The organism is Streptomyces sp. NPDC091649 (assembly GCF_044756785.1).
Lineage (GTDB): Bacteria > Actinomycetota > Actinomycetes > Streptomycetales > Streptomycetaceae > Streptomyces.
In genome coordinates, this window is the sequence record NZ_JBIVTR010000002.1 from 434,289 (window position 1) to 453,528 (window position 19,240).

Consider the following 19,240-nt stretch of genomic DNA (forward strand, 5'->3'; position numbering starts at 1 on the left):
GGTCAGACCGCGGACTTGCGGACGAATCGGCCGATGAACCAGTTGGCCGCGGCGATGAGGAGGAGAAGGGCGAGCATCGCCCAGGCGACGGCGGCGGCCGGACCGAGATGTCCGAGGTTCCAGCCGTAGTTGTAGAGGTAGATGCTGAGCGTCTCGTACTGGTTCTCGTTGCCGCCGGTGGCGCCCAGCGCGCCGCCCTCCAGCAGCAGCGGCTCGCCGAACAGCTGCATGGAGCCGATGGTGGAGATGACGATGGTGAACAGGATCGTCGGCCGCAGCGAGGGGATGGTCACCTTGCGGAACTGCTGCCAGCGCGAGGCGCCGTCCAACGAGGCCGCTTCGTAGAGGTCGTTGGGTACGGCCTGCATCGCGGCTAGGTAGATCAGCGCGTTGTAGCCGGTCCAGCGCCAGATGACGATGATGGAGATGGCGAGCTTCGAGGTCCAGTGCCCGTTGGCCCAGTTGACCGGGTCGAAGCCGACGAGGCCGAGCGTCCAGTTCAGCAGTCCGCCGTCGGCCCGGAACACCAGGGCGAAGACGAGGGCGGCCGAGGCGACCGAGGTCGCGTACGGGGTGAGGATGATCGTGCGCCAGAAGGTGCTGGCCCGCAGCTTGTAGTTGAGGAGGTGAGCCAGGCCGAGGGCGACCAGGAGCTGCGGGACGGTGGAGATGACGCCGATCAGGAACGTGTTGCTGACCGAGGTCCAGAACTCGGGGTCGTGCAGGATCTTGTCGAAGTTCTCCCAGCCCACCCACTCCATCGAGTCCAGGCCGGTCATCTCCACCCGGTGCAGCGCGATCCAGCCGGTGTAGAGGAGCGGGTAGAGGCCGAAGGCCCCGAAGACGAGGAAGAACGGCGCGATGTACGCGTACGGGGACGCCTTGTCGTCGAACCGCCACAGCCGGCTGCGCCACAACTGCCGCCGTTCGCTGGGCGGTTCCTTCTTCGGTTCGCGGGGCGGGGTCGCGTACGCATCCCGGGTGGGGGTCGAGGTTGCCACGGGCGGGAGTCCTTCCCTGGGTGCGCCGACGGACGGCCGGGGCGGCTGGAGAGATGGGCGGGCGGGCGGCCGGGGCGGGCGGGTGTGCCCGCCCCGGCGCTTCGATCGGCTGGGGCCGGCCGGGCTCCGGGGTCCGGATGCCTGGCGTCGGGTGCCGGGTGTCAGGTCAGCCGATGGCCTTGTCGATCGTCCGCACGGCCGCCTCCCAGGCGTCGTCGGGGCTCGTGCCGCGCTGCTCCATGTTGTTGATCTGGGTGGAGATGGAGTCCTTGATCACGCCGTCCTTCGGGCCGAGGACCGCCTCGGGGATGGACTTCGCGCCGTCGGCGTAGATCTGGCCGATGGGGGCGTCGTTGAAGTACGGCAGGGTCGCGTTCTTCACGTCGGGCAGCTCGTAGGCGCCCTGGTTGGAGGGGAACACGCCGATCGCCTTGAAGACGGCGGCCTGCTGCTCGGGGGCGGTCAGCCACTTGACGAGCTTGGTGGCCTCGGTGACGTTCTTCCCGGACTTGGGGACGGCGAGGAAGGAGCCGCCCCAGTTGGCGGAGGTGCCGCCGGGCGCGCTGGTGATGTCCCACTTGCCCTTGTTGGCGTCACCGGCGTACGTGGAGATCTGGCCGGCCATCCAGGCCGGGCAGACGACGGTGGCGACGGTGCTCTTGCGCAGGGCCGCCTGCCACTGGTCCTCGAACTGGGCCAGGCCCTGCGTCAGCTTCTTGGACGCGGCCTCGGCGGCGAGCTTCCAGCCCTTCTCGACGCTGGCGCTCTCCTGGTAGATCGGCTTGCCGTCGGCGTCGTAGTACTGCTCGGGGCTGGAGCTGACCACGGCGTTGAACATGGCGCTCGCCGAGTCCATGAAGTAGGTGCCCTCGGGGGCCTTCTTCTTGTACTGCTCGCCGAGGGCGAGGAAGTCCTCCCAGCCGCCCTCGGTCAGCTTCGCCACCTCGGTGCGGTCGGTGGGCAGTCCTGCCTTCTCGAACAGCTCACGGTTGTAGCAGAGGGACATGGGGCCGATGTCGGTGCCCGCGCCGATGACCGCGCCGCTGGGGGCGGTGGCCTGCTTCGCCTTCCACGACACCCACTCGTCCACGGCGATCGTCTTGGAGAGGTCGGCGAAGGAGTCCGCCTTGGTGTCGACGATCTCCTTGATCCGGCCGACCTCGATGCCCTGGACGTCGGCGAGGCCGCTGCCGGAGTTCAGCTGCTGGAGGAGCTTGGGGTAGTAGTTCTTCTCCTCGGCGGTGGTGTCCTCCTTCACCGTGATCTTCGGGTTCAACTCGTGGTACTTCTCGAAGAGCCCGGCCTCCTTGTACCCGAACTGCCCGAAGTCGGCGACGGTCAGGGTGATGTTCCCGTCCGCGTCGGCCCCCTTGTCGGAGTCGGACGAGCCGCCGCATCCGACGAGGAGGAGGGCGGTGACCGTAAGGCCCGTGGTGGCCACGTGGGCGGCTCTTAGGCGTCGACCGGCAACGCTGCGGGTGATGCGCATTCCACTGCTCCTTGTTCCGGGGTGGGTACCGGCGCTGTTCCGCGCTGCACGGCGGAGGGCGTCGGGTGTGGTGCTGGAAGAGGAAGCGCGCGAGACCTTCCCCCAGAGTGGGAGCGCTCCCATGCGCCGTTGCCGGAAGGTTGCTGCCTAAAGGGGGTGGGTGTCAAGAGTTGAAGACGATTCCGTTGCCGAGGGATGTCCGGCGCGCCACGGAGGGGTCCTGAAGCCGCCCTCCCGTCGAGAGGTGAACGGGGGCGGGCCGGGACAGGCGAAGTGCCGGCACATGGAACCCCCGTTGTTTTCTCGCTTATATACCCTTTGACCACCCTGGTCGCCGACACCGGCTCCGGTGAGTGAGACGGGATGGGCGTGCTGCGCGACCATCCCGAACTGGCCCTCTTCCTCTGCCTCGCGGCCGGCTATCTCGTCGGCAAGCTCCGTGTCGGCCCGATCACGCTCGGCGGCATCTGCGGCGCCCTGATCGTGTCGCTGCTGGTCGGCACCCGGCACGTCAGCGTCGACGCCGACGTCGAGACGGTCTCCTTCGGCCTGTTCATCCTCCCGCTCGGCTACATGGCCGGGCCGCAGTTCTGCGCCAACCTCAACCGCGGAAGCCTGCGCTTCTTCACGCTCTGCCTGATCGGACCGGTCTGTGTCCTCGGCATCGCCTACGGGCTCGCCGAGGTCTTCGACCTGGACGTGGGCACGGCGGCCGGCATCCTCGCGGGGGCGGCCACAAAGTCCGCCGTCGTGGGAACGGCGACCGAGGCCATCGGCAAGCTCGTCCACCTGGCCGCCGAACAGGTCAGCCCGCACCTGGGGCACGTGGCCACCGCGTACACGGTCTGCTACTCGTGCGGCCTGATCACCATCGTGTCCGGACGACCTGGACTACCTGCAGATCGGCCACCGCCTGCGGGCGATCTTCGACGCGTACGCGCGGGAGTGGCGGGCCGGCGGCTCCGGACCGTCCGGCGCCCGAGGGACCCGTCGGGCCGGGCGCCGGGAGAGGAACGCGCCCCGGCCGGAGGTGGGGTGGGGTCCGGCCGGGACGCGCGGTGGGGGGCGTGAATGGTCGGGGGCTGCGCTGTGGGGGGCGTGAACGGTCGAGGGGGCTGCGCGCTGGGGGGCGTGAACGGTCGGGGACTGGTGCCGTTGGCGTCGGGCGGGGCGTGCGGGCCACTGGGGGGTGACGTATGAGCACGCTAGCGGCAACGCAACGGGCGAAGAGGGCGTTACGGGCAGCGCCTGACGTTCTTAGGGCGCGCTTAAGGAACACATGGGGGCGGGTTAATGCCGGGGCCCGGGGCCGGCCGCCGCCCGGGTCTCCCCGCGCCGCTGCCGGCCGGCCCGGCGGGCGACCCGGCGGCCGTGTCCGCGCCGGCCGCGCTCGGGACGGCCACCGTTGAGGCCGATCCAGATCCGGACCTCCGCGCCGCCGAGGACGGACCGCCCGATGCGCAGGTCACCGCCGGTGGACTCGGCGACCTGGCGCACGATGTCCAGGCCGAGTCCGGTGGAGCCGACGGCCCCGCTCGCCCCGTCGCGTCCGCTGCCGCCCCGGGCGAGGGCCGCCTCCGGGTCGGGGATCCCCGGGCCGGCGTCGGAGACGAGCACGATGACCGCGTCGCCGCTGTGGTGGACGTCGACGGAGAAGGCGGTGCCCTCGGGGGTGTGGCGGAAGACATTGCCGAGCAACGCGTCGAGGGCGGCGGCCAGTTCGGGCCGGGCCACGGGGATGCGGACCGTACGGTCCACGCCCGCCAGGCGCACCTCGCGGCCCTCGTCCTCCGCGAGGGCCGACCAGAAGCCCATGCGTTCGCGGATCACCTCGGAGGCGTCGCAGCCCGCGCCCGCCTGCCCGCCCTGGGTCTGCGGGCGCTGTTCGCGGGCGGTGCGGATGATCGTGTCGACCTCGTGCTCCAGCTGCTGGACCGCCGCCCGGGTCTGCTCGGCCGCCGGGCCCTCGCCGAGGGAAGCGGCGTTCAGCCGGAGCACGGTGAGCGGGGTGCGCAGCCGGTGCGAGAGGTCGGCGGCCAGTTCGCGCTCGTTGGCCAGGAGCTGGACGACCTGGTCGGCCATGGAGTTGAACGCGACGGCCGCGGAGCGCAGTTCGGTGGGCCCCTCCTCGGGGACCCGGGTGCCGAGGCGGCCCTCCCCCAGGTCCCGGGCGGCGCCCGCGAGCCGCTGGGCGGGCTGCACCATCCGCACGCCGAGCCGGTCGGCCACGGCGACCGAGCCGACGATCAGCGCGACGCCGACGCCCGCCAGCATCAGCCAGGCGGTGGCGACCCCGTGGGAGACCTCGCGCTCGGCGACGAACACCTCGACGACGGCGATGTCCCCGGTGCCCAGCGCGGTCGGCTGGAGGAGCGCGAAGCCGCCGGCGACCTCGCTGACGGAGGCGCGGCCGGCCTTGCGCACGGTCTCCACGTCCGTGGCGGTGGCGCGCCGGGTTCCGATGTCCAAGGGGCCGTCCTCGGCGGGCACATGGACGGCGAGGCGGCCCCGGTCGCCCGCCTCGGTGGACAGGACGGCCCGGGTCAGCTCCTCGCGGTCGGTGGTGATGGAGAGGGTCGGGCCGATCATCGCGGCCTGGCGTTCGGCGTCGGAGAACGCCCGGTCGCCGGCCATCTCCCGGATGACGAGCCCGAGCGGTACGGCGAACGCGATGACGACCATGGCGGTGACCGCCAGAGCGACCTTGACCAGGGCCCACCTCATGCGGGCGGCTCCATGGCCGGGGTGTCGGCTCTCATGCGGGCGGCTCCATGGCCGGGGTGCCGGCGGGGCTCTCGGCCGGGGGCTGGAGCTTCACGCCGACGCCGCGCAGGGTGTGCAGATAGCGCGGGCGGGCGGCGGTCTCTCCGAGCTTGCGGCGGAGCCAGGACAGGTGGACGTCGATGGTCTGGTCGTCGCCGTAGGACTGCTGCCAGACCTCGGCCAGCAGTTCCTTCCGGGCGACGACCACGCCGGGCCGCCCGGCCAGGAAGGTGAGCAGGTCGAATTCGCGGCGGGTCAGGTCGAGTTCGGCCCCGTCCAGCACGGCGCTGCGGCGCAGCGGGTCGATGGAGAGCCCGCCGACGCTGATGACCCTGGGCGGTGGGTTCTCCCCCGCGGCGGCGCGCGAGCGGCGCAGCACCGCGGCCATCCGGGCGGAGAGGTGCTCGACGGAGAACGGCTTCGTCAGGTAGTCGTCGGCGCCGTCGTTGAGCAGCCGGACGATCTCGCTCTCGTCGTCCCGGGCGGTGGCGATGATCACGGGCACGTCGGTGATGGAGCGCAGCATCTTCAGCGCCTCGGCGCCGTCCAGGTCGGGCAGTCCGAGGTCGAGGATGACCACGTCGAAGCGGAAGTGCGCGACCTCGCGCAGCGCTTCCAGCGCGGTGCCCACGCTCCGTACCGTGTGGGCGGCCTCACTGAGGTGCCGGATGAGGGCGGAACGTACGAACTGGTCGTCCTCGACCACGAGCACACTTGCCATGGGCGGCACCGTACGCCATGCCGGCGGGCCCGGTCCCGGCCTCGTCGGAAACCTCCGCAAAGGCCGGAGAAGGGCGGTCGCCAGGGCCCGGGGGAGCCGGGCGCGGGCGGGGTGATGCAGGATGTGCCGGATGCAACGAGGACTCGTACACGCGCTGGCGTGGACGCTCGCCACGGGCGCGGCGGTCACACTCACGTGGTGGGGGGTGCACACGGTTATGACGGGGACGGCGTACGACCCGCCCCGGGCCGTGCCGGTCTCGGTGGGTTCCGGGCCTCCTCGGAGCACCGGGGAGCCGCTCATCTCCTCGACGCACCGGGGGACGCCACCGCCCTCCGCCCCACCGCGCGCCGGCGGCGGCGCGAGCTCCTCGCCACCGGCCGCGCGCCCCTCCCGTACGCCGTCGGCCACGCCGGTGAAGCGGTCCGCCCCGACGCCCAGGGGCGAGGTGAGGAGCTATCGCACCGGCGGCGGGCGGGTCGTGTTCGAGCTGGGCGCCGACGCGGCGAAACTCGTCTCGGCGACGCCCGGACCGGGCTGGTCGATGCGGGTGTGGACGAACGACGCCTGGATCCGGGTGGACTTCAGCGACGGGGGCGGGGAGAGCGGGAGGACGTACTCGGTGTTCTGCACCTGGAACGGGACGCCGCCGAGGGTGCAGGTCGTGAAGCCGTGATCCGGGGCGGCCCCGAGCACGGCTCGGTCGTGCCGGGCGGGTTCGGATCACATGTCGGTCGGCGCTCGGCGGTTGTCCGGCCGCGGGCGGGCCGGTGCTCGACCGGTCAGGGGTTCTCGAAGACGGACGGCGGGGGCGCGGGCGAGGGCTTGGCCGCCAGGTCGGTGACGACGGCCGCGCCGCCGCTGAAGTCGATGAGCGCACGGCCGTGTTCGACGCGGCCGGGGTGCGGGTCGCTCGCCACCCGCCGGGTGAACTCGGCGACCGGGAGCGGCAGGGCCGAGGCGAGCAGCACCGCGTTGCCGAAGCGGCGGCCCCGCCACACCACCGGGTCGGCGGCCAGCGCCAGTTCGGGGAAGACGGCGGCGGCGGTGGCGACCTGGCCGCGCAGGTGGGCGAGCGGGGGGCCGTCGGCGAGGTTGGCCGCGTACCGCCCGTCGGGCTTCAGGACCCGGCGGATCTCGGTGAGGAACTCGGCGGAGGTGAGGTGGGCGGGGGTTCGGGCCCCGCTGAACACGTCCGCGATGACCAGGTCCGCCCAGCCGTCCGGGAACCTGCCGAGCCCTTCGCGGGCGTCGGCCGCCCGGACCCGGACCCGGGCCTGGGGGTCCAGCGGGAGGTGCTCGCGGACGAACCGCACGAGGGGTGCGTCGAGCTCGACGACCTGCTGGGTGGAGCGGGGGCGGGTCGCGGCGGCGTACCGGGCGAGGGTGAACGCGCCTCCGCCCAGATGCAGGACGTGCAGCGGCTGGGGCGGAGGGGCGGCGAGGTCGATGACGTGGCCGAGGCGGCGCTGATAGGCGAAGGAGAGGTGCGCGGGGTCGTCGAGGTCCACGTGGGACTGCGGGGCCCCGTCGATCAGGAGCGTCCAGGCGTGCGGACGCTCCCGGTCGGGTATGAGTTCGGCGAGCCCGCCGCCGACCGCCAGGGAGACCGGTTCCCGCTCGCCCCGGCCGCCGCTCCGGCGCTCCTGGCGGCCCTTGGACTTCGCGCCCGCGGCCTTGTTCCCGCCCCGGTCCGGCGCTCCTCGACGTGCCACGTTCGCTGGTCCTTGCTGGTGGGGGCCCGGGTCGCCGGCCTCGCGGAGGTGTTCCGCCCGTCCGGCCATTATGGGCTCAGCGGCAGTTGTCGGCCGCCTCGATCAGCCGGGCCGCCTGGTCGAGGGCGGCGCGGAGCACGGCCGGATCGGTGACCGGGGCGTCGGCGGCGGGCGGGAGCAGCCAGCCGGAGCCGGCGCCGGGCGGCTCCGCGGGGATGCGCGGCCCGCGGCCGTCGGTCCGCGTACAGGCGCTTCCGGGTACGTCCCAGGCGTCGGCGGTGCCCGGCGGCACGAGGAAGCCGAGGGTGTCGCAGGCGCCGTTGTGCAGGACCGGGCCGACGGCCTCCCGGTCCCCTCGCCGGCGGAGGATGTCGACGGCTTCCAGACCCTGCCGGGCCGGGACCGTGACGACGTCGCAAGACTGGTCCCCCGGCGCCGGGGCGGGGTCCACCGCGGTCGCGGGGGCCGGTGCCGCCTCGGACCCGGTCGCGGGGGCCGTCGCGTTCATCGACATCACAGGCGTCGCATACGTCGAGGTCGTCGGTGTCGTCGGTGTGGTCGGTGTCGTCGGTGTCATCGGTTTTGCAGCGGTCGTCCGTGAGCCGGTCTCCCTGCCGAGATGCAACAAGGGAACCCCTCCTCTCATCGCCGAACGGAGCCACACTCCGTCTCCACATGGACCAACGCCGCGGGTGCGTCAAGGGCTACGGCCCCACACCGCCGCAAAGGGTGGCAGTTCATGGCAGATCACGGGCGATTCGCCCCTTTCGCAGGGAAACGCTCCGTGTGCGTCTCGTCACAGCAGGTACGTTCTTGCTCCGCCGGGGCTCCGGGAATCCAGCGACCCGGCCGCACCAGAGAAGGGGCCGGCCATGGCGTCGACAGCGGCAGTTCCCAACCTCGCCTTCCGGCAGCTGCGCGGACAGCGCTCCGCCGGGGAGTTCGCGGCGGCCGTCCGCAGGGCGGCGCGGGAGATCGGGGAACAGGTCGCGTGCGACGCCCGGTACATCGGGCGCGTGGAGTCCGGGGAGATCCGCTGCCCCAACTACGCCTACGAACGCGTCTTCCTCCACATGTTCCCCGGGACCTCCCTGGCCGACCTCGGGTTCTCGGCCCGCGAGAGCGTACGGGGGCGGGGCGCCCGGGTGGTGTCCGAACCCCCGCCCGCGGCGGCCCGGCCCGCCTCACCCTCCGGACCCGCCCTTCCCCGCCGCGACACCGAAACCGACGACATCCCCGAGGAGAGCGACGTGCTGCGTCGCGTGTTCATGACCAGCGGCACCGCCACGGTGGCGGCCGCTTCCCTGGGCCTGGGCGGGGCGCACGCCTCCGCCGCCCGGGGCTCCGTGCCCGCGCAGCGCCGGGTCGGCGACGCGGAGGTGCACGCCGTCGAGAAGGCCGTACGGCAGATCCGGCTGCTGGACGACCGGCACGGCGCGGACGGGCTCTACCGCCGTGCCGCCCAGCCGCTGCGCGCCGCGTACGAGCTGCTGGACGCCGGGACCACCGCGCGGCGCGCCACCGCGGACCGGCTGCACACGGGCGCGGGCGAGCTGGCCATCTCCGTGGGCTGGCTGGCCCACGACTCGGGCCGCTTCGACGACGCCCGCTCGCACTACGCGGAGGCGCTGGCCACGGCGAGGCTGGCCGGGGACGCGGGGCTGGAGGCGCACGCGTTCTGCAACACCTCGTTCCTGGCCCGGGACGCGGGGCGGCCCCGGGAGGCGGTGCGGGCGGCGGAGGCCGGACAGCGGGCCGCCCGCACACTGGGGTCGCCCCGGCTGCTGGCGCTGCTCGCGCTGCGGGAGGCGGGGGGCCGGGCGGGGCTCGGGGACCGGACGGGGTGCGACCGGGCGATCGGGCGGGCCCGCGCGGCGTTCGACCGGGGGCCGGCGGCGGGCGATCCGGAGTGGATGAGCTTCTTCCGGGAGGCGGAGCTGGAGCTGTTGGAGGCGCAGTGCTGGTCGGCGCTGGGCGACTGGGCCCGGGCGGCGCGGCACGGCCGGCGGGCGACGGTGCTCCAGGACGCGCACTTCACCCGGAACCTGGCGCTGTACCGGGCCCAGCTCACGGGCGACCTGGCCCGCGCGGGCCGGGCGGACGAGGCGGCGGCGACGGGGCACCAGGTGCTGGACCTGCTCACCCGGGTCCAGTCCTCGCGGATCCGGGCGATGCTGGCGGGCGCGGCACGGGCGCTGGAGTCCCGGGCCGGTGCGGCCCCGGTGGCGGACTTCCTGACCCGCCACCAGCGGTCCGGCCCCGGCCGGCCCGGCCCGCCCGGCGTCTGAGGACGGGCCGCGGCGGGGGGGGGGGCCGGGGGGGGGCCCCCGGGCCCCCCCCCCCCGCCCCCCGCGGGCCCCCCCCCCCCCCCCCCCCCCGGGCCCCCGGCCGGGCCCCCCGGCCCCCCCCGCCCCGCCGCCCCCCGGGGGGGCCCCGCGGGGCCGGCGCGCGGCGCCGGGGGGGCGGGGGGGGCGCGGGCGGCGGGGGGGGGGGCGGCCCGCCGCCCCCCCCCCCCCCGCCGCGGCCCGTGAAGGGCACGCGCCCGGCTACCGCTCCAGGTGCCCCGTGTCGTTCCAGCGTTCCACGGCCGGCAGGCCGTACGCCCAGCCCAGGACCGACAGCGACGTCGGCTCCAGGCGCACGCGGGCGCCGAAGGACAGGTCCTCCCCCAGCCACCGCGCGCCCAGCGCCCGCAGGATGTGGCCGTGGGCGAAGACCAGGACGTCCCGGTCCGCCGAGCGGGCCCAGTCGACGATCTCGTCCGCGCGGGCGGTGACGTCGGCGACGGACTCCCCGTCCGGGACCCCGTCGCGCCAGATCAGCCAGTCCGGCCGGTCCGCCTTGATCCGGTCGGGGGTCAGCCCCTCGTACGCCCCGTAGTCCCACTCCATCAGCGCGTCCCACGGCTCGGCCCGCTTGCCGAAGCCCGCGAGTTCGCAGGTCTCGGCCGCCCGGACGAGCGGGCTGGTGCGGACCTCGACCCCGGGGAGCCCCGCCCAGGGCGCCCGGTGCAGCCGCTCGCCGAGCAGCTTCGCGCCCTCGCGCCCGGTGTCCAGGAGCGGGATGTCCGTCCTGCCGGTGTGGTTGCCCCGGACCGACCACTGGGTCTGGCCGTGCCGGGCGAGCAGGATGCGCGGTGCCATGAAGGCTCTCCCTGGAACGCTGGTGCTGGGCCGTCCATCATCCCGCACCGGTCCCGCGAGCAACCTCCCGGGCCGCAGGGGCGTCCCTTTCTGAGCAGTCGCCCGCCGCCGCCCGGACCCGGGCGGGGGCGGCTGCCTGCGAGGTGTCCGGAAGGGGACACCCCGGGGGAAGCCGGTGGCACAGTGCCGCCGTACGGTTGAACGCCCGTCGTCGACCGCGTGAACATGGGGAGAGCCACCGGATGCCGCACGCCACCGCGCCACCCGCGACCGGTCATCGGCCCCGCTGGGGGACGGAACTGCCACTGATCGCGGTGGTGTACGCACTGTATTCGGCGGGCCGGCTCCTGGTGCGCGGCGACGAGTCGACGGCGGTCGACCACGGCCTGGGAATCCTGCGGCTGGAGCAGGCCCTGCACCTCAACGCCGAACATCCGCTGAACCGTCTCTTCACCAGCACCCCGTCGCTCGGGATACCCGCCGACTTCGCGTACGCGTCCCTGCACTACCTGGTCACCCCGGCCGTCCTGATCTGGATGTTCCGGCGCAGACCGGCGGCGTACCGGGCGGCCCGGGCCTGGCTGATGAACTCCACGCTGCTGGGGCTGGCCGGCTTCTCGCTGATGCCGACCTGTCCGCCCCGGCTGCTGGACGCGAGCCACGGCTTCGTCGACACGATGGCGCAGTACAGCGGTTACGGCTGGTGGGGCGCGGGGGCGAGCGCCCCGCGCGGGCTGAGCGGGATGACCAACCAGTACGCGGCGATGCCGAGCCTGCACGTCGGCTGGTCGCTCTGGTGCGGGGTGCTGCTGTGGCGGCACGGCCGCCACCCCCTCGTACGGGCGGCGGGCGTCGCCTATCCGCTGATCACCACGATCGTCGTGATGGGCACCGCCAACCACTACTTCCTGGACGCCGTCGCGGGTGCCGCGGTGATGGGGGCCGGAGCCCTGCTGGTCCGGCCCGTCGTGCGCCTGGCCGACCGGGTCAAGGCGTGGGGCGGGGCCCGCTTCACCGGGCCGGCCGCCGTCCTGTTCGCGGGCCGCGACGGAGGCCGGCGGAGCCCCGTCGTCGAGTCCGTCTCCGTCACGGCGCCCCCGAATGTCAGTACCGGATGCAAGACTTCCCCGGGTGAGCGAATCCCCGGCCAGCGGACCACCTCCGCAGATCCCCCCGGCACGGCAGTCGGCGGCACAGCCGGCGACGCGGACGACCCGGCCGCGAGCGACGACGCTCCGGCAGCGGCTCGCTGAGCTGCGCGGTCCCTCCGTCGCACCGCACCCTCTCGACGCCCGGGCCCTCGCCGCCCTGGCCGCCAACCCCGGCTGCAAACGGCGGGCCCTGCTCGACGGAGCCGGGGTCGACAAGGGCGTGCTGGCCACCGCTCTCGGCTCCCCCGCGCCCTTCGGGCAGTCCCAGTTCGCCTTCATGCGGGGCAACGCCTTCGAGGCGAAGGTCAAGGCCGACGGCGGCGCCGAGCTGCTGCGCCTGCTGTACGAACGGCTCGGCGGCGGCGCCCCGCCCCCGGCCGGGGACACTGCCGCCCCCGATCTGAGCGCCGCCGGTCCCGAGGGCCGGGCCGCGCGCACCGCGCTCGCGCTGCGGGAGGCCACGGCCGCCGGCGGCTGGACCCTGCTGGACCACCCGATGCTGGCCCTGGAGGTGGCGGGCTCCCCCGCCTATCTGGAGCCCGACGCGGTCGTGGTGCACCCCGACGGCCGGTGGACGGTGGTCGAGATCAAGTCGTTTCCCATGATCGACGCGTCGGCCGACCCGTCGAAGGTCGGCGCCGCCGCCCGGCAGTCCGCGGTGTACGTGCTGGCGCTGGAGCGGGTCGCCGCGGTGACCGAGGGCGCGGAGGTCGGGCACCGGGTGCTGCTCGTCTGCCCCAAGGACTTCTCGAACCTGCCGACCGCCTCCGTCGTGGACGTACGCAAGCAGCGCGCGGTGACCCGCCGGCAGCTGACCCGGCTGACGCGCGTCGAGGACATCGCGGCGGCGCTGCCGGAGGGGACGACGTTCGATCCGGCGTGCCCGCCCGAGGAGCTGGACGCCGCCGTGGAGGCGGTGCCCCCGGCCTACGCCCCGGAGTGCCTGGCCGCCTGCGAGCTGGCCTTCCACTGCCGGGCGAAGTCCCGGGCCGAGGGGGCTGTGGAGGCGCTGGGGCGCGGTGTCCGCGGTGAGCTGGGCGGACTGACCACGGTGGCCGGGGTGCTGGCCGCCGCCGCGGGCAAGGAGGGCGACCCCGCCGATCCGACGGTCGCCGCGCTGCGCCGGGCCGCCGCCCTGCGCGCCGAGGCGCTGGAGGGCGCCTCCGTGCTGCGCGCCGGGGCTCAGGAAGGCGCCGCCGCATGTCGCTGATCACCACCCTGGCCCGGCTGGAGGCCGTCGACTCCGGCCGCGCCCAGCCGCTGGCGACCGTCCGGCACCGTCATCTCACCGACCGGCCGCTCGTGCTGGTGCCGCTGACCACCGCCGGCGAGGCCGGAGCCCCGCTCGGGGCGCTGGTCGGCACGGACCGGGAGGCGCCCCGGCTGCTGGCCGTCGCCCAGCCGCGCGACCGGGACCTGCGGTTCGCGTTCCTGGCCGAGCTGGCGGAGGCGGTCCTGCCGCACATCGAGGCGTACGCGGACGTCGTCGAGCCCGCCGAGCGCAATGAGCTCGACCCGGCGACCGGCAAGAAGACCAGGGTCGAGGTCGAGCTGTGCACGGACGCCGCCCAGCTGATCGTGCCGAGCCGGGCGGGCGTCGAGTTCGTCCGGCTGCTGGGCCGGTCCATGCGGTTCCGCCGCACCGCCGAGGACGATCCGGACACCCCCTACCCGGCCCCGGCCCGGGTCCCCCTGCTCGGCCGCTGGCTGACGCACTACGGGGAGCGGGCCCGGGTGCCCGGCTCCGCGCTGCTGCCGGCCGCCACGGACCTGCTGAACCGGCACTGGGCGACCGGGCAGAGCAGCCTGGAGGACCAGCACCTGGGCGCGCTGCTGGCCTGGATCGACCCGCCGGCCGGCTCCTCGGGGGCCGAGGCCGCGCTCCGGGCCGAGCTGGCCCGGGACGGGGACGGGCAGCTGCTGTGCCCGCCCGCGGGTCCGGCCACCGATCCGGACTTCGACAACCGGCTCCTCGCCCCGGCCATCGAGCGGTACGACCGGGCCCGCACGGCGCTCGCGTCCGCCGAGGACGGCCTCGCCGCGGACGCCCGCCTCGGTGAGCTGAGCGGCGCCGAGCGGGAGATCCGCGCCCTGCTGGCGCGGGTCATGCTGCCGACCTGGGACGCGGTCTGGCGGACTCTCGACCTGCTGCGGGAGCTGCCGGAGGGGTCCCGGGCCGAGGACCGGTGGACCCGGGACCGGTGGTCCTTCACCGCGCACCGGGACCGGGTGCGCTCGGGCGAGCCGCCGCAGCCGCGCCGCGACGACGCGGTGACGGCGGCCCAGAAGCTGGCTTCCCGGGAGGCCGCCCAGGCCCAGCTGGAGGCGCAGGAGGCGCTGGACGATCCGCTGGTGCTGGCGGGACGGCGGCTCGCGGGCGAGGCGTTCCTCGCCACGGTGTCCGAGGTGGAGATGACGTACACGGAGTCCAAACGGCCCTCCCCGCGCCCGCTGGTCACCGTCCGCACGGACGAGCGGCCGCACCTGGACGAGCGGACGAAGGTCTACCGCTCGCTGGAGGGCAAGCCGCAGACGGCGGAGTTCGTGCGGTACGCGGAGGGGCCCCCTGCCGACGACGGCGAGATCCCGCTGGTGCTGCGGATTCTGGACCGGATGGGGCGGGGCAGGGAGCCCGCGCCCGGTTCGGTTCCGGAGCCCGGCGAGCGGATCGCCTGGACCCTGTTCGAGCACGACCAGCGCGGCGGCCCGAAGCTGCCGGACCCGGAGGACACGCCGTGGACCCACGGCGGACCGCCGGGCGCGGACGCCGCCACGCGCGCGGAGCGACCCGACCCCGTCACCCCGGAGGACCTGCTGCGATGACCGCCGACCGGAAGGGCCTGCTGTGAGGACCGTCTTCGATCCGGGCGCGGAGGCGGCGCGGGCGACCGGCGCGATCCTCGACGACACGCTGCGCGGCAGTGCGCGGGGCGTCGTCGTGGACTCGCCCCCGGGCGCCGGGAAGTCGACGCTGGTGGTCCGGGCGGCCCTGGAGCTGGCCGCCGCCGGGCGTCCGCTGATGGTGATCGCGCAGACCAACGCCCAGGTCGACGACCTGGTGGTGCGGCTGGCGGAGAAGGACCCGGAGCTGCCGGTGGGGCGGCTGCACAGCAGTGACTCCGACCCGTACGACAAGGTGCTGGACGGGCTCGGCAACGTGGCCAAGTCGGCGAAGGCGGCGGAGCTGGCCGGGCTCGACGTGGTGATCTCGACGGCCGCCAAGTGGGCGCACGTGAAGAACGTGGAGCCGTGGGGCCACGCGATCGTCGACGAGGCGTACCAGATGCGCTCGGACGCACTGCTGGCCGTGGCGGGGCTGTTCGAGCGGGCGCTGTTCGTCGGGGACCCGGGCCAGCTGGACCCGTTCTCGATCGTGGGCGCCGACCAGTGGGCGGGGCTGAGCTACGACCCGTCGGCGAGCGCGGTGTCCACCCTGCTGGCGCACAATCCGGAGCTGCCGCAGCACCGGCTGCCGGTGTCGTGGCGGCTCCCGGCGTCGGCGGCCCCCCTGGTGTCGGACGCGTTCTACCCGTACACGCCCTTCCGCAGCGGTACGGACCACGGGGACCGGAAGCTCTCCTTCGGGGTGGCGTCGGACGGGTCGGGGCCGGACCGGGTGCTGGACGAGGCGGCCGAGTCCGGGTGGGGGCTCCTGGAGCTGCCGGCCCGGCACACCCCGCGCACCGACCCCGAGGCGGTACGGGCGGTGGCGCTGGTCGTCCGGCGGCTGCTGGACCGGGGCGGGGTCGCGACGAGCGAGCGGGCCGAGGAGCCGGTGCCGGTGACGCCGGACCGGGTGGCGGTCGGCACGGCCCACCGGGACCAGGCGGCGGCGGTGCGGGCGGCCCTCACGGAGCTGGGCGTCACCGGCGTCGCGGTGGACACGGCCAACCGCCTCCAGGGCCGCGAGTTCGACGTCACGGTGGTGCTGCACCCGCTGTCGGGCCGGCCCGACGCCACGGCCTTCCACCTGGAGACGGGCCGGCTGTGCGTGCTGGCATCGCGGCACCGGCACGCCTGCGTGGTGGTGTGCCGGGAGGGGGTCGCGGAGCTGCTGGACGAGCACCCGTCCACGGAGCCGGTCCAGTTGGGCGTCACGGTGAAGTTCCCCGACGGCTGGGAGGCGAACCACGCGGTCCTGGCCCACCTCGCGGAACGACGGGTGCGGTGGCGGCCCTGAGCCGGGGCCCTGAGCCGGGGGAAGACCCCGAGCCATGGAGCGGTCCCGGACCCCGGGGAGGCCCCGAGCTCTCGGCGAGGTCCGGCCGAGCCGGCCGGGCCTCCGGGGCGGGGCCGCGTCCCGGGCGGGCGCAGGGCCCGGAGCGGGGGAGCGCCGTCGCGCCCCCGCCGCACGCCCCGGCCCCCTTGCGGGGGGCTGGGACAATGGAGGGTGGCCGTCCGGGTCTTCCGGTCACGGGCCGCCCGAGGGAGGAACACCACATGACACAGTCCGAGCGGAACGAACGGCAGCGGCTGCGCCCCGCGCCGCTGCTCTTCGAGCCGTCTCAGGCCACGGCCGATCCGGAGCACTTCTTCGACCTGGAGTCACTGGAGGATCCCCGTGAGCTGCTGGCCCGCGCGACCGAGCTGACGCAGGCGTTCCGGGCGGCGACGGACCGGTCGGTGGAGTTCCAGGCGATGGCGGCGGCCCAGCTCGCCGATCCGCGCCGGTTCGACCGGCTGACCGCGGCGGACGTCGCGGAACGCGCGGAGTGGACCGAGGACTACGCGAAGAAGATGATCGAGTTCGGCCGCTCCCTGCTGGACGCGCCCGGAGCCTGACGCCGGGGCGCTTCCCGGGCCGGGCGGGCGCTCCGAGGACCCGCCGCCGGTGAGGCGCGGGGGCGGGCGGGGCGCAGAGGTGAGGTGTGGCACTGAGGGCCAGGTGTGGCGCCGGGGGCCAGGTGGGGCGCCGGGCGCAGGCGGGGCGCGGGCGGTGGCCGGGGCGGGCGGGGTCCGCCAGGCCGGGGGTCAGGTCCCGTGGCATATTCCGGCGGGCAAGATACGCCTCCCCCTCCCGTCCTGTCCCGGTTTCCGGCAACTCTCGGAACTAGTTCCGTCACTCCGGGTAGACCTTGCTTCATGAGCGCATGGCTGAAAGACGAAACGACCCTGCGGACCGGTACCGCCCCGCACCACGGCGTCGACATCTTCGCCCTGCTGCGGGACCAGTCCGGGCCCCAGGCCACCCAGGTCACGGCCGCCGGCGCCGCCTGGCTGGCGGGAGCCACCCCCTACCCGCGCAGCACGCTCGCCCAGTGGGAGGAGCGGCCCGCGGCGCCGGGGGTGCTCCCCTGCGGTTCCGCGTTCGACGTCGTGAACGTGCCGGCGCTGTTCGGCCGGCGGATGCTGGAGCAGCTCTGGGCCGAGGGGCCCGGCTCCGGTCCGGTCGCCACCCACCGGGGCCGGATGCTCCTGTTCGCCGCCCCCGGGACGGCCCAGCGGCTGCCCTCGCTGCTCGCCTGGGAGGAGTGGGGGTCCACCGGTTCCACAGGCTCTGAGGGCTCCGAGGGCTGCGGGGAGCAGCGCGGTACGGTGCCGCCCCTGCTCTGCCACGGCACCGGCGACGCCGTGACCGTACCGCCGCTGACCTGCACGGCTTCCGACAGCGGGCCGCGCTGGGTGGTCGCCCCCGATACCCGCGGTCCGTGGCTGCCCGGTCCGGATGTGCTGCTCTGGGCGTGTGTGCGGGTGAGCCGGTCCATGTCCTCCCGGGCCGCGCATTCGATTTTTCCCGGGGCCGATCAGGATGCTAATGTCTACGACGTCAGCAGGCGCCGTTAGCTCAGTTGGTTAGAGCAGCTGACTCTTAATCAGCGGGTCCGGGGTTCGAGTCCCTGACGGCGCACAGACGGAAGAAGCCCCTCGCGGAAGCGGGGGGCTTCTTCGTGTGCCGGGTGCTCTGCGGTGCCGTCGCGGGTCCGCCGGGCGCGGGGCCGGCGGAGCGCGGTCAGACCCCGGTGGTGATCCGGACGGTCCAGGAGCCGGACGGGGTCCGGTCGGCGACCTCGACGCGGGTGCCGTCGCCCGGCACGGTGAAGGTCTCCCCGACCTCCAGCGGGGCGTCGGCCAGCGGTGGGTAGACCGAGCGGTCCCAGCAGGCCCCGGTGTCCGGGTGGGTGTCGACCACCTCGACGGGCCCGCCGCCGGAGGCCGTCTCGCTGCGGATGCGGTAGATCAGGATGCCCTCGGAGCAGGTCCCCCGGTCGTTCCCGGTGGCGCTGCGGGCCTCGATGCCCAGGGCGCTGCGGGCGCCGGTGCGGACGACGGCAAGCCGGGTTCCGATCGATCCGCCGGGCACGGGGGCGGCGGCGACCGGTTCCAGGGTGAGGTCGGCCGAGCCCCGCACGCAGACGACCTGGCGTCCGCCGAGCCAGCCGAGCTTCCACTTGTGCCAGCCGAACAGGTCCGGGGCGAGTCCGAACTGGCTGCCCATGACGTCCCAGTCGCCCACGTGGGTGTCCCAGTCGCCCTTGCCGTCGACGGGCCGGTGGTAGAGGTCGGCGAGGTCGAAGACGTGCCCGGTCTCGTGGGCGAGGACGTTGCGGTCGGGCGGGTGCTGTTCGAAGACCGTGACGACACGCCGGATGTCGCTGCCGTCGGCGCGCAGCGGCCGGTCGAAGTTGACGACCTTGGTGGCGTCGGAGTCGACGCCCGGGGCCTCCGGGTCGGCCACCAGGTAGACCACGTCGTACCGGGAGAAGTCCACCTCCGGGTCGGCGGCGGCGATGGCGTCGCGCAGGTAGGCGGTGCGCCGCCCGGCGTCCCAGTCCCGCTCTATGCCGTACCAGGTGGAGTCGCGCGGCATCCGCGTCCAGGTCCGCTGCGGATGGGGGCGCAGGGTGAACCGGCCATAACTGGCGCGCTCGAAGAAGCGGGTGGTGGCGGGGAAGTGGTCGGCCGTGAGCACCTCGGGACTGAGCGCGGGTTCGGAGTCCGGGAAGGACAGGAAGACCATGACCGCGTCGAGGCCCCGGTCGGGACGCGGGTAGGCCGTGTTCCAGCTGTCCAGGCCGAGCGAGTGGTGCGCCGCCGTGCGGGGCAGGGCGCAGGAGGCGGCGTCCCCCGCCGCGGCGGCGGCGGGGCCCGCGACGAGGGACATGGCGGCGAGCGCCAGGAGGGAGGTGGCGGCGGCGGCCAGACTGCGCAGGGGCGGCCGCTCCGCTCCCCCGGGTCCGCGACGGCACGGCACATCGACCTCCGGGTGGGGAACACGGTCCATCCCGTCCACCCTGTGCCGCTTCATGGCGCTATGCC

At 74.7% G+C, this 19,240-nt stretch carries 16 protein-coding genes, 1 tRNA gene and 1 pseudogene; 10 read left to right on the forward strand and 8 right to left on the reverse strand.

The genetic code is table 11. The features are described from left to right. Positions 1–2: 2 nt before the first annotated feature. Positions 3–1,001 carry a carbohydrate ABC transporter permease gene (locus tag ACIQMU_RS07205; RefSeq protein WP_097870632.1) on the reverse strand — a complete coding sequence of 333 codons (999 nt, stop codon included), beginning with the start codon at positions 999–1,001 and terminating at the stop codon, positions 3–5. 166 nt (positions 1,002–1,167) lie between these two features. Next, positions 1,168–2,490: an ABC transporter substrate-binding protein gene (locus ACIQMU_RS07210; RefSeq protein ID WP_352241728.1), complete on the reverse strand. Its 1,323-nt coding sequence runs from the start codon at positions 2,488–2,490 to the stop codon at positions 1,168–1,170. A 363-nt stretch (positions 2,491–2,853) separates the two neighbouring features. Between ACIQMU_RS07210 and ACIQMU_RS07215 the strand changes: the two are divergent. After that, positions 2,854–3,366: pseudogene (locus ACIQMU_RS07215) on the forward strand (aspartate-alanine antiporter); the annotation flags it as partial. 414 nt (positions 3,367–3,780) lie between these two features. Here the strand turns inward: ACIQMU_RS07215 and ACIQMU_RS07220 are convergent. Both ACIQMU_RS07220 and ACIQMU_RS07225 read right to left on the reverse strand, forming a co-directional pair. Next, entirely contained in the window at positions 3,781–5,214 is a 1,434-nt protein-coding gene (locus ACIQMU_RS07220; RefSeq protein ID WP_352241727.1) for a HAMP domain-containing sensor histidine kinase, read from the reverse strand. A 31-nt stretch (positions 5,215–5,245) separates the two neighbouring features. Continuing rightward, positions 5,246–5,974, reverse strand: coding sequence for a response regulator transcription factor (locus tag ACIQMU_RS07225; RefSeq protein ID WP_352241726.1), 729 nt, complete (start codon positions 5,972–5,974; stop codon positions 5,246–5,248). Positions 5,975–6,104: 130 nt separating this feature from the next. Here ACIQMU_RS07225 and ACIQMU_RS07230 point away from each other — a divergent pair, with 130 nt between their 5' ends. Then, the gene (locus tag ACIQMU_RS07230; RefSeq protein ID WP_352241725.1) at positions 6,105–6,650 is read left to right on the forward strand and encodes a hypothetical protein; all 546 of its coding nucleotides are present in this window, start codon (positions 6,105–6,107) and stop codon (positions 6,648–6,650) included. Positions 6,651–6,756: 106 nt separating this feature from the next. On the opposite strand, the gene ACIQMU_RS07235 is transcribed toward ACIQMU_RS07230, so the two are convergent. Both ACIQMU_RS07235 and ACIQMU_RS07240 read right to left on the reverse strand, forming a co-directional pair. Further along, on the reverse strand, positions 6,757–7,689 hold the full coding sequence (locus tag ACIQMU_RS07235; RefSeq protein WP_352241724.1) for a fused MFS/spermidine synthase: 933 nt from the start codon (positions 7,687–7,689) through the stop codon (positions 6,757–6,759). Positions 7,690–7,765: 76 nt separating this feature from the next. Further along, positions 7,766–8,197, reverse strand: coding sequence for a hypothetical protein (locus ACIQMU_RS07240; RefSeq protein WP_402688405.1), 432 nt, complete (start codon positions 8,195–8,197; stop codon positions 7,766–7,768). Positions 8,198–8,561: 364 nt separating this feature from the next. Here ACIQMU_RS07240 and ACIQMU_RS07245 point away from each other — a divergent pair, with 364 nt between their 5' ends. Beyond that, entirely contained in the window at positions 8,562–9,977 is a 1,416-nt protein-coding gene (locus ACIQMU_RS07245) for a tetratricopeptide repeat protein (protein ID WP_402688406.1), read from the forward strand. A 258-nt stretch (positions 9,978–10,235) separates the two neighbouring features. Here ACIQMU_RS07245 and ACIQMU_RS07250 read toward each other — a convergent pair whose 3' ends face one another. Further along, a complete protein-coding gene (locus ACIQMU_RS07250) occupies positions 10,236–10,832 on the reverse strand; it encodes a histidine phosphatase family protein (protein WP_352244027.1) in 597 nt (198 codons plus the stop codon). Between the two features lie 242 nt (positions 10,833–11,074). Here ACIQMU_RS07250 and ACIQMU_RS07255 point away from each other — a divergent pair, with 242 nt between their 5' ends. From ACIQMU_RS07255 to ACIQMU_RS07285, 7 genes are all read left to right on the forward strand, one after another. Next, positions 11,075–12,085, forward strand: coding sequence for a phosphatase PAP2 family protein (locus ACIQMU_RS07255; protein ID WP_402688407.1), 1,011 nt, complete (start codon positions 11,075–11,077; stop codon positions 12,083–12,085). A gap of 118 nt (positions 12,086–12,203) precedes the next feature. Further along, the gene (locus ACIQMU_RS07260) at positions 12,204–13,193 is read left to right on the forward strand and encodes a hypothetical protein (RefSeq protein WP_402688425.1); all 990 of its coding nucleotides are present in this window, start codon (positions 12,204–12,206) and stop codon (positions 13,191–13,193) included. Beyond that, positions 13,184–14,806: a hypothetical protein gene (locus tag ACIQMU_RS07265; RefSeq protein ID WP_402688408.1), complete on the forward strand. Its 1,623-nt coding sequence runs from the start codon at positions 13,184–13,186 to the stop codon at positions 14,804–14,806. Before ACIQMU_RS07260 ends, ACIQMU_RS07265 begins: the two co-directional genes overlap by 10 nt. Before the next feature lie 22 nt (positions 14,807–14,828). After that, entirely contained in the window at positions 14,829–16,163 is a 1,335-nt protein-coding gene (locus ACIQMU_RS07270; protein WP_352244030.1) for an AAA domain-containing protein, read from the forward strand. A 260-nt stretch (positions 16,164–16,423) separates the two neighbouring features. Next, positions 16,424–16,765 (forward strand): hypothetical protein, encoded by a 342-nt coding sequence (locus ACIQMU_RS07275; RefSeq protein WP_352244031.1) that lies wholly within the window; start codon positions 16,424–16,426, stop codon positions 16,763–16,765. Between the two features lie 300 nt (positions 16,766–17,065). Next, entirely contained in the window at positions 17,066–17,767 is a 702-nt protein-coding gene (locus tag ACIQMU_RS07280) for a bifunctional DNA primase/polymerase (protein WP_356733445.1), read from the forward strand. Continuing rightward, positions 17,758–17,831: transfer RNA gene (locus ACIQMU_RS07285), tRNA-Lys, on the forward strand. The genes ACIQMU_RS07280 and ACIQMU_RS07285 overlap by 10 nt, the downstream gene beginning before the upstream one ends. A 102-nt stretch (positions 17,832–17,933) precedes the next feature. Here ACIQMU_RS07285 and ACIQMU_RS07290 read toward each other — a convergent pair. After that, a complete protein-coding gene (locus ACIQMU_RS07290; RefSeq protein ID WP_402688409.1) occupies positions 17,934–19,205 on the reverse strand; it encodes a M6 family metalloprotease domain-containing protein in 1,272 nt (423 codons plus the stop codon). Positions 19,206–19,240: the final 35 nt, after the last annotated feature.

Excerpts from the sequence above, each read along its gene's own strand:
- ACIQMU_RS07210 (WP_352241728.1), bottom strand. The coding sequence starts at position 2,490 with ATGCGCATCACCCGCAGCGTTGCCGGTCGACGCCTAAGAGCCGCCCAC.
- ACIQMU_RS07220 (WP_352241727.1), bottom strand. The coding sequence starts at position 5,214 with ATGAGGTGGGCCCTGGTCAAGGTCGCTCTGGCGGTCACCGCCATGGTC.
- ACIQMU_RS07225 (WP_352241726.1), bottom strand. The coding sequence starts at position 5,974 with ATGGCAAGTGTGCTCGTGGTCGAGGACGACCAGTTCGTACGTTCCGCC.
- ACIQMU_RS07230 (WP_352241725.1), top strand. The coding sequence starts at position 6,105 with ATGCAACGAGGACTCGTACACGCGCTGGCGTGGACGCTCGCCACGGGC.
- ACIQMU_RS07240 (WP_402688405.1), bottom strand. The coding sequence starts at position 8,197 with ATGAACGCGACGGCCCCCGCGACCGGGTCCGAGGCGGCACCGGCCCCC.
- ACIQMU_RS07245 (WP_402688406.1), top strand. The coding sequence starts at position 8,562 with ATGGCGTCGACAGCGGCAGTTCCCAACCTCGCCTTCCGGCAGCTGCGC.
- ACIQMU_RS07250 (WP_352244027.1), bottom strand. The coding sequence starts at position 10,832 with ATGGCACCGCGCATCCTGCTCGCCCGGCACGGCCAGACCCAGTGGTCG.
- ACIQMU_RS07255 (WP_402688407.1), top strand. The coding sequence starts at position 11,075 with ATGCCGCACGCCACCGCGCCACCCGCGACCGGTCATCGGCCCCGCTGG.
- ACIQMU_RS07265 (WP_402688408.1), top strand. The coding sequence starts at position 13,184 with ATGTCGCTGATCACCACCCTGGCCCGGCTGGAGGCCGTCGACTCCGGC.
- ACIQMU_RS07275 (WP_352244031.1), top strand. The coding sequence starts at position 16,424 with ATGACACAGTCCGAGCGGAACGAACGGCAGCGGCTGCGCCCCGCGCCG.
- ACIQMU_RS07280 (WP_356733445.1), top strand. The coding sequence starts at position 17,066 with ATGAGCGCATGGCTGAAAGACGAAACGACCCTGCGGACCGGTACCGCC.
- ACIQMU_RS07290 (WP_402688409.1), bottom strand. The coding sequence starts at position 19,205 with ATGGACCGTGTTCCCCACCCGGAGGTCGATGTGCCGTGCCGTCGCGGA.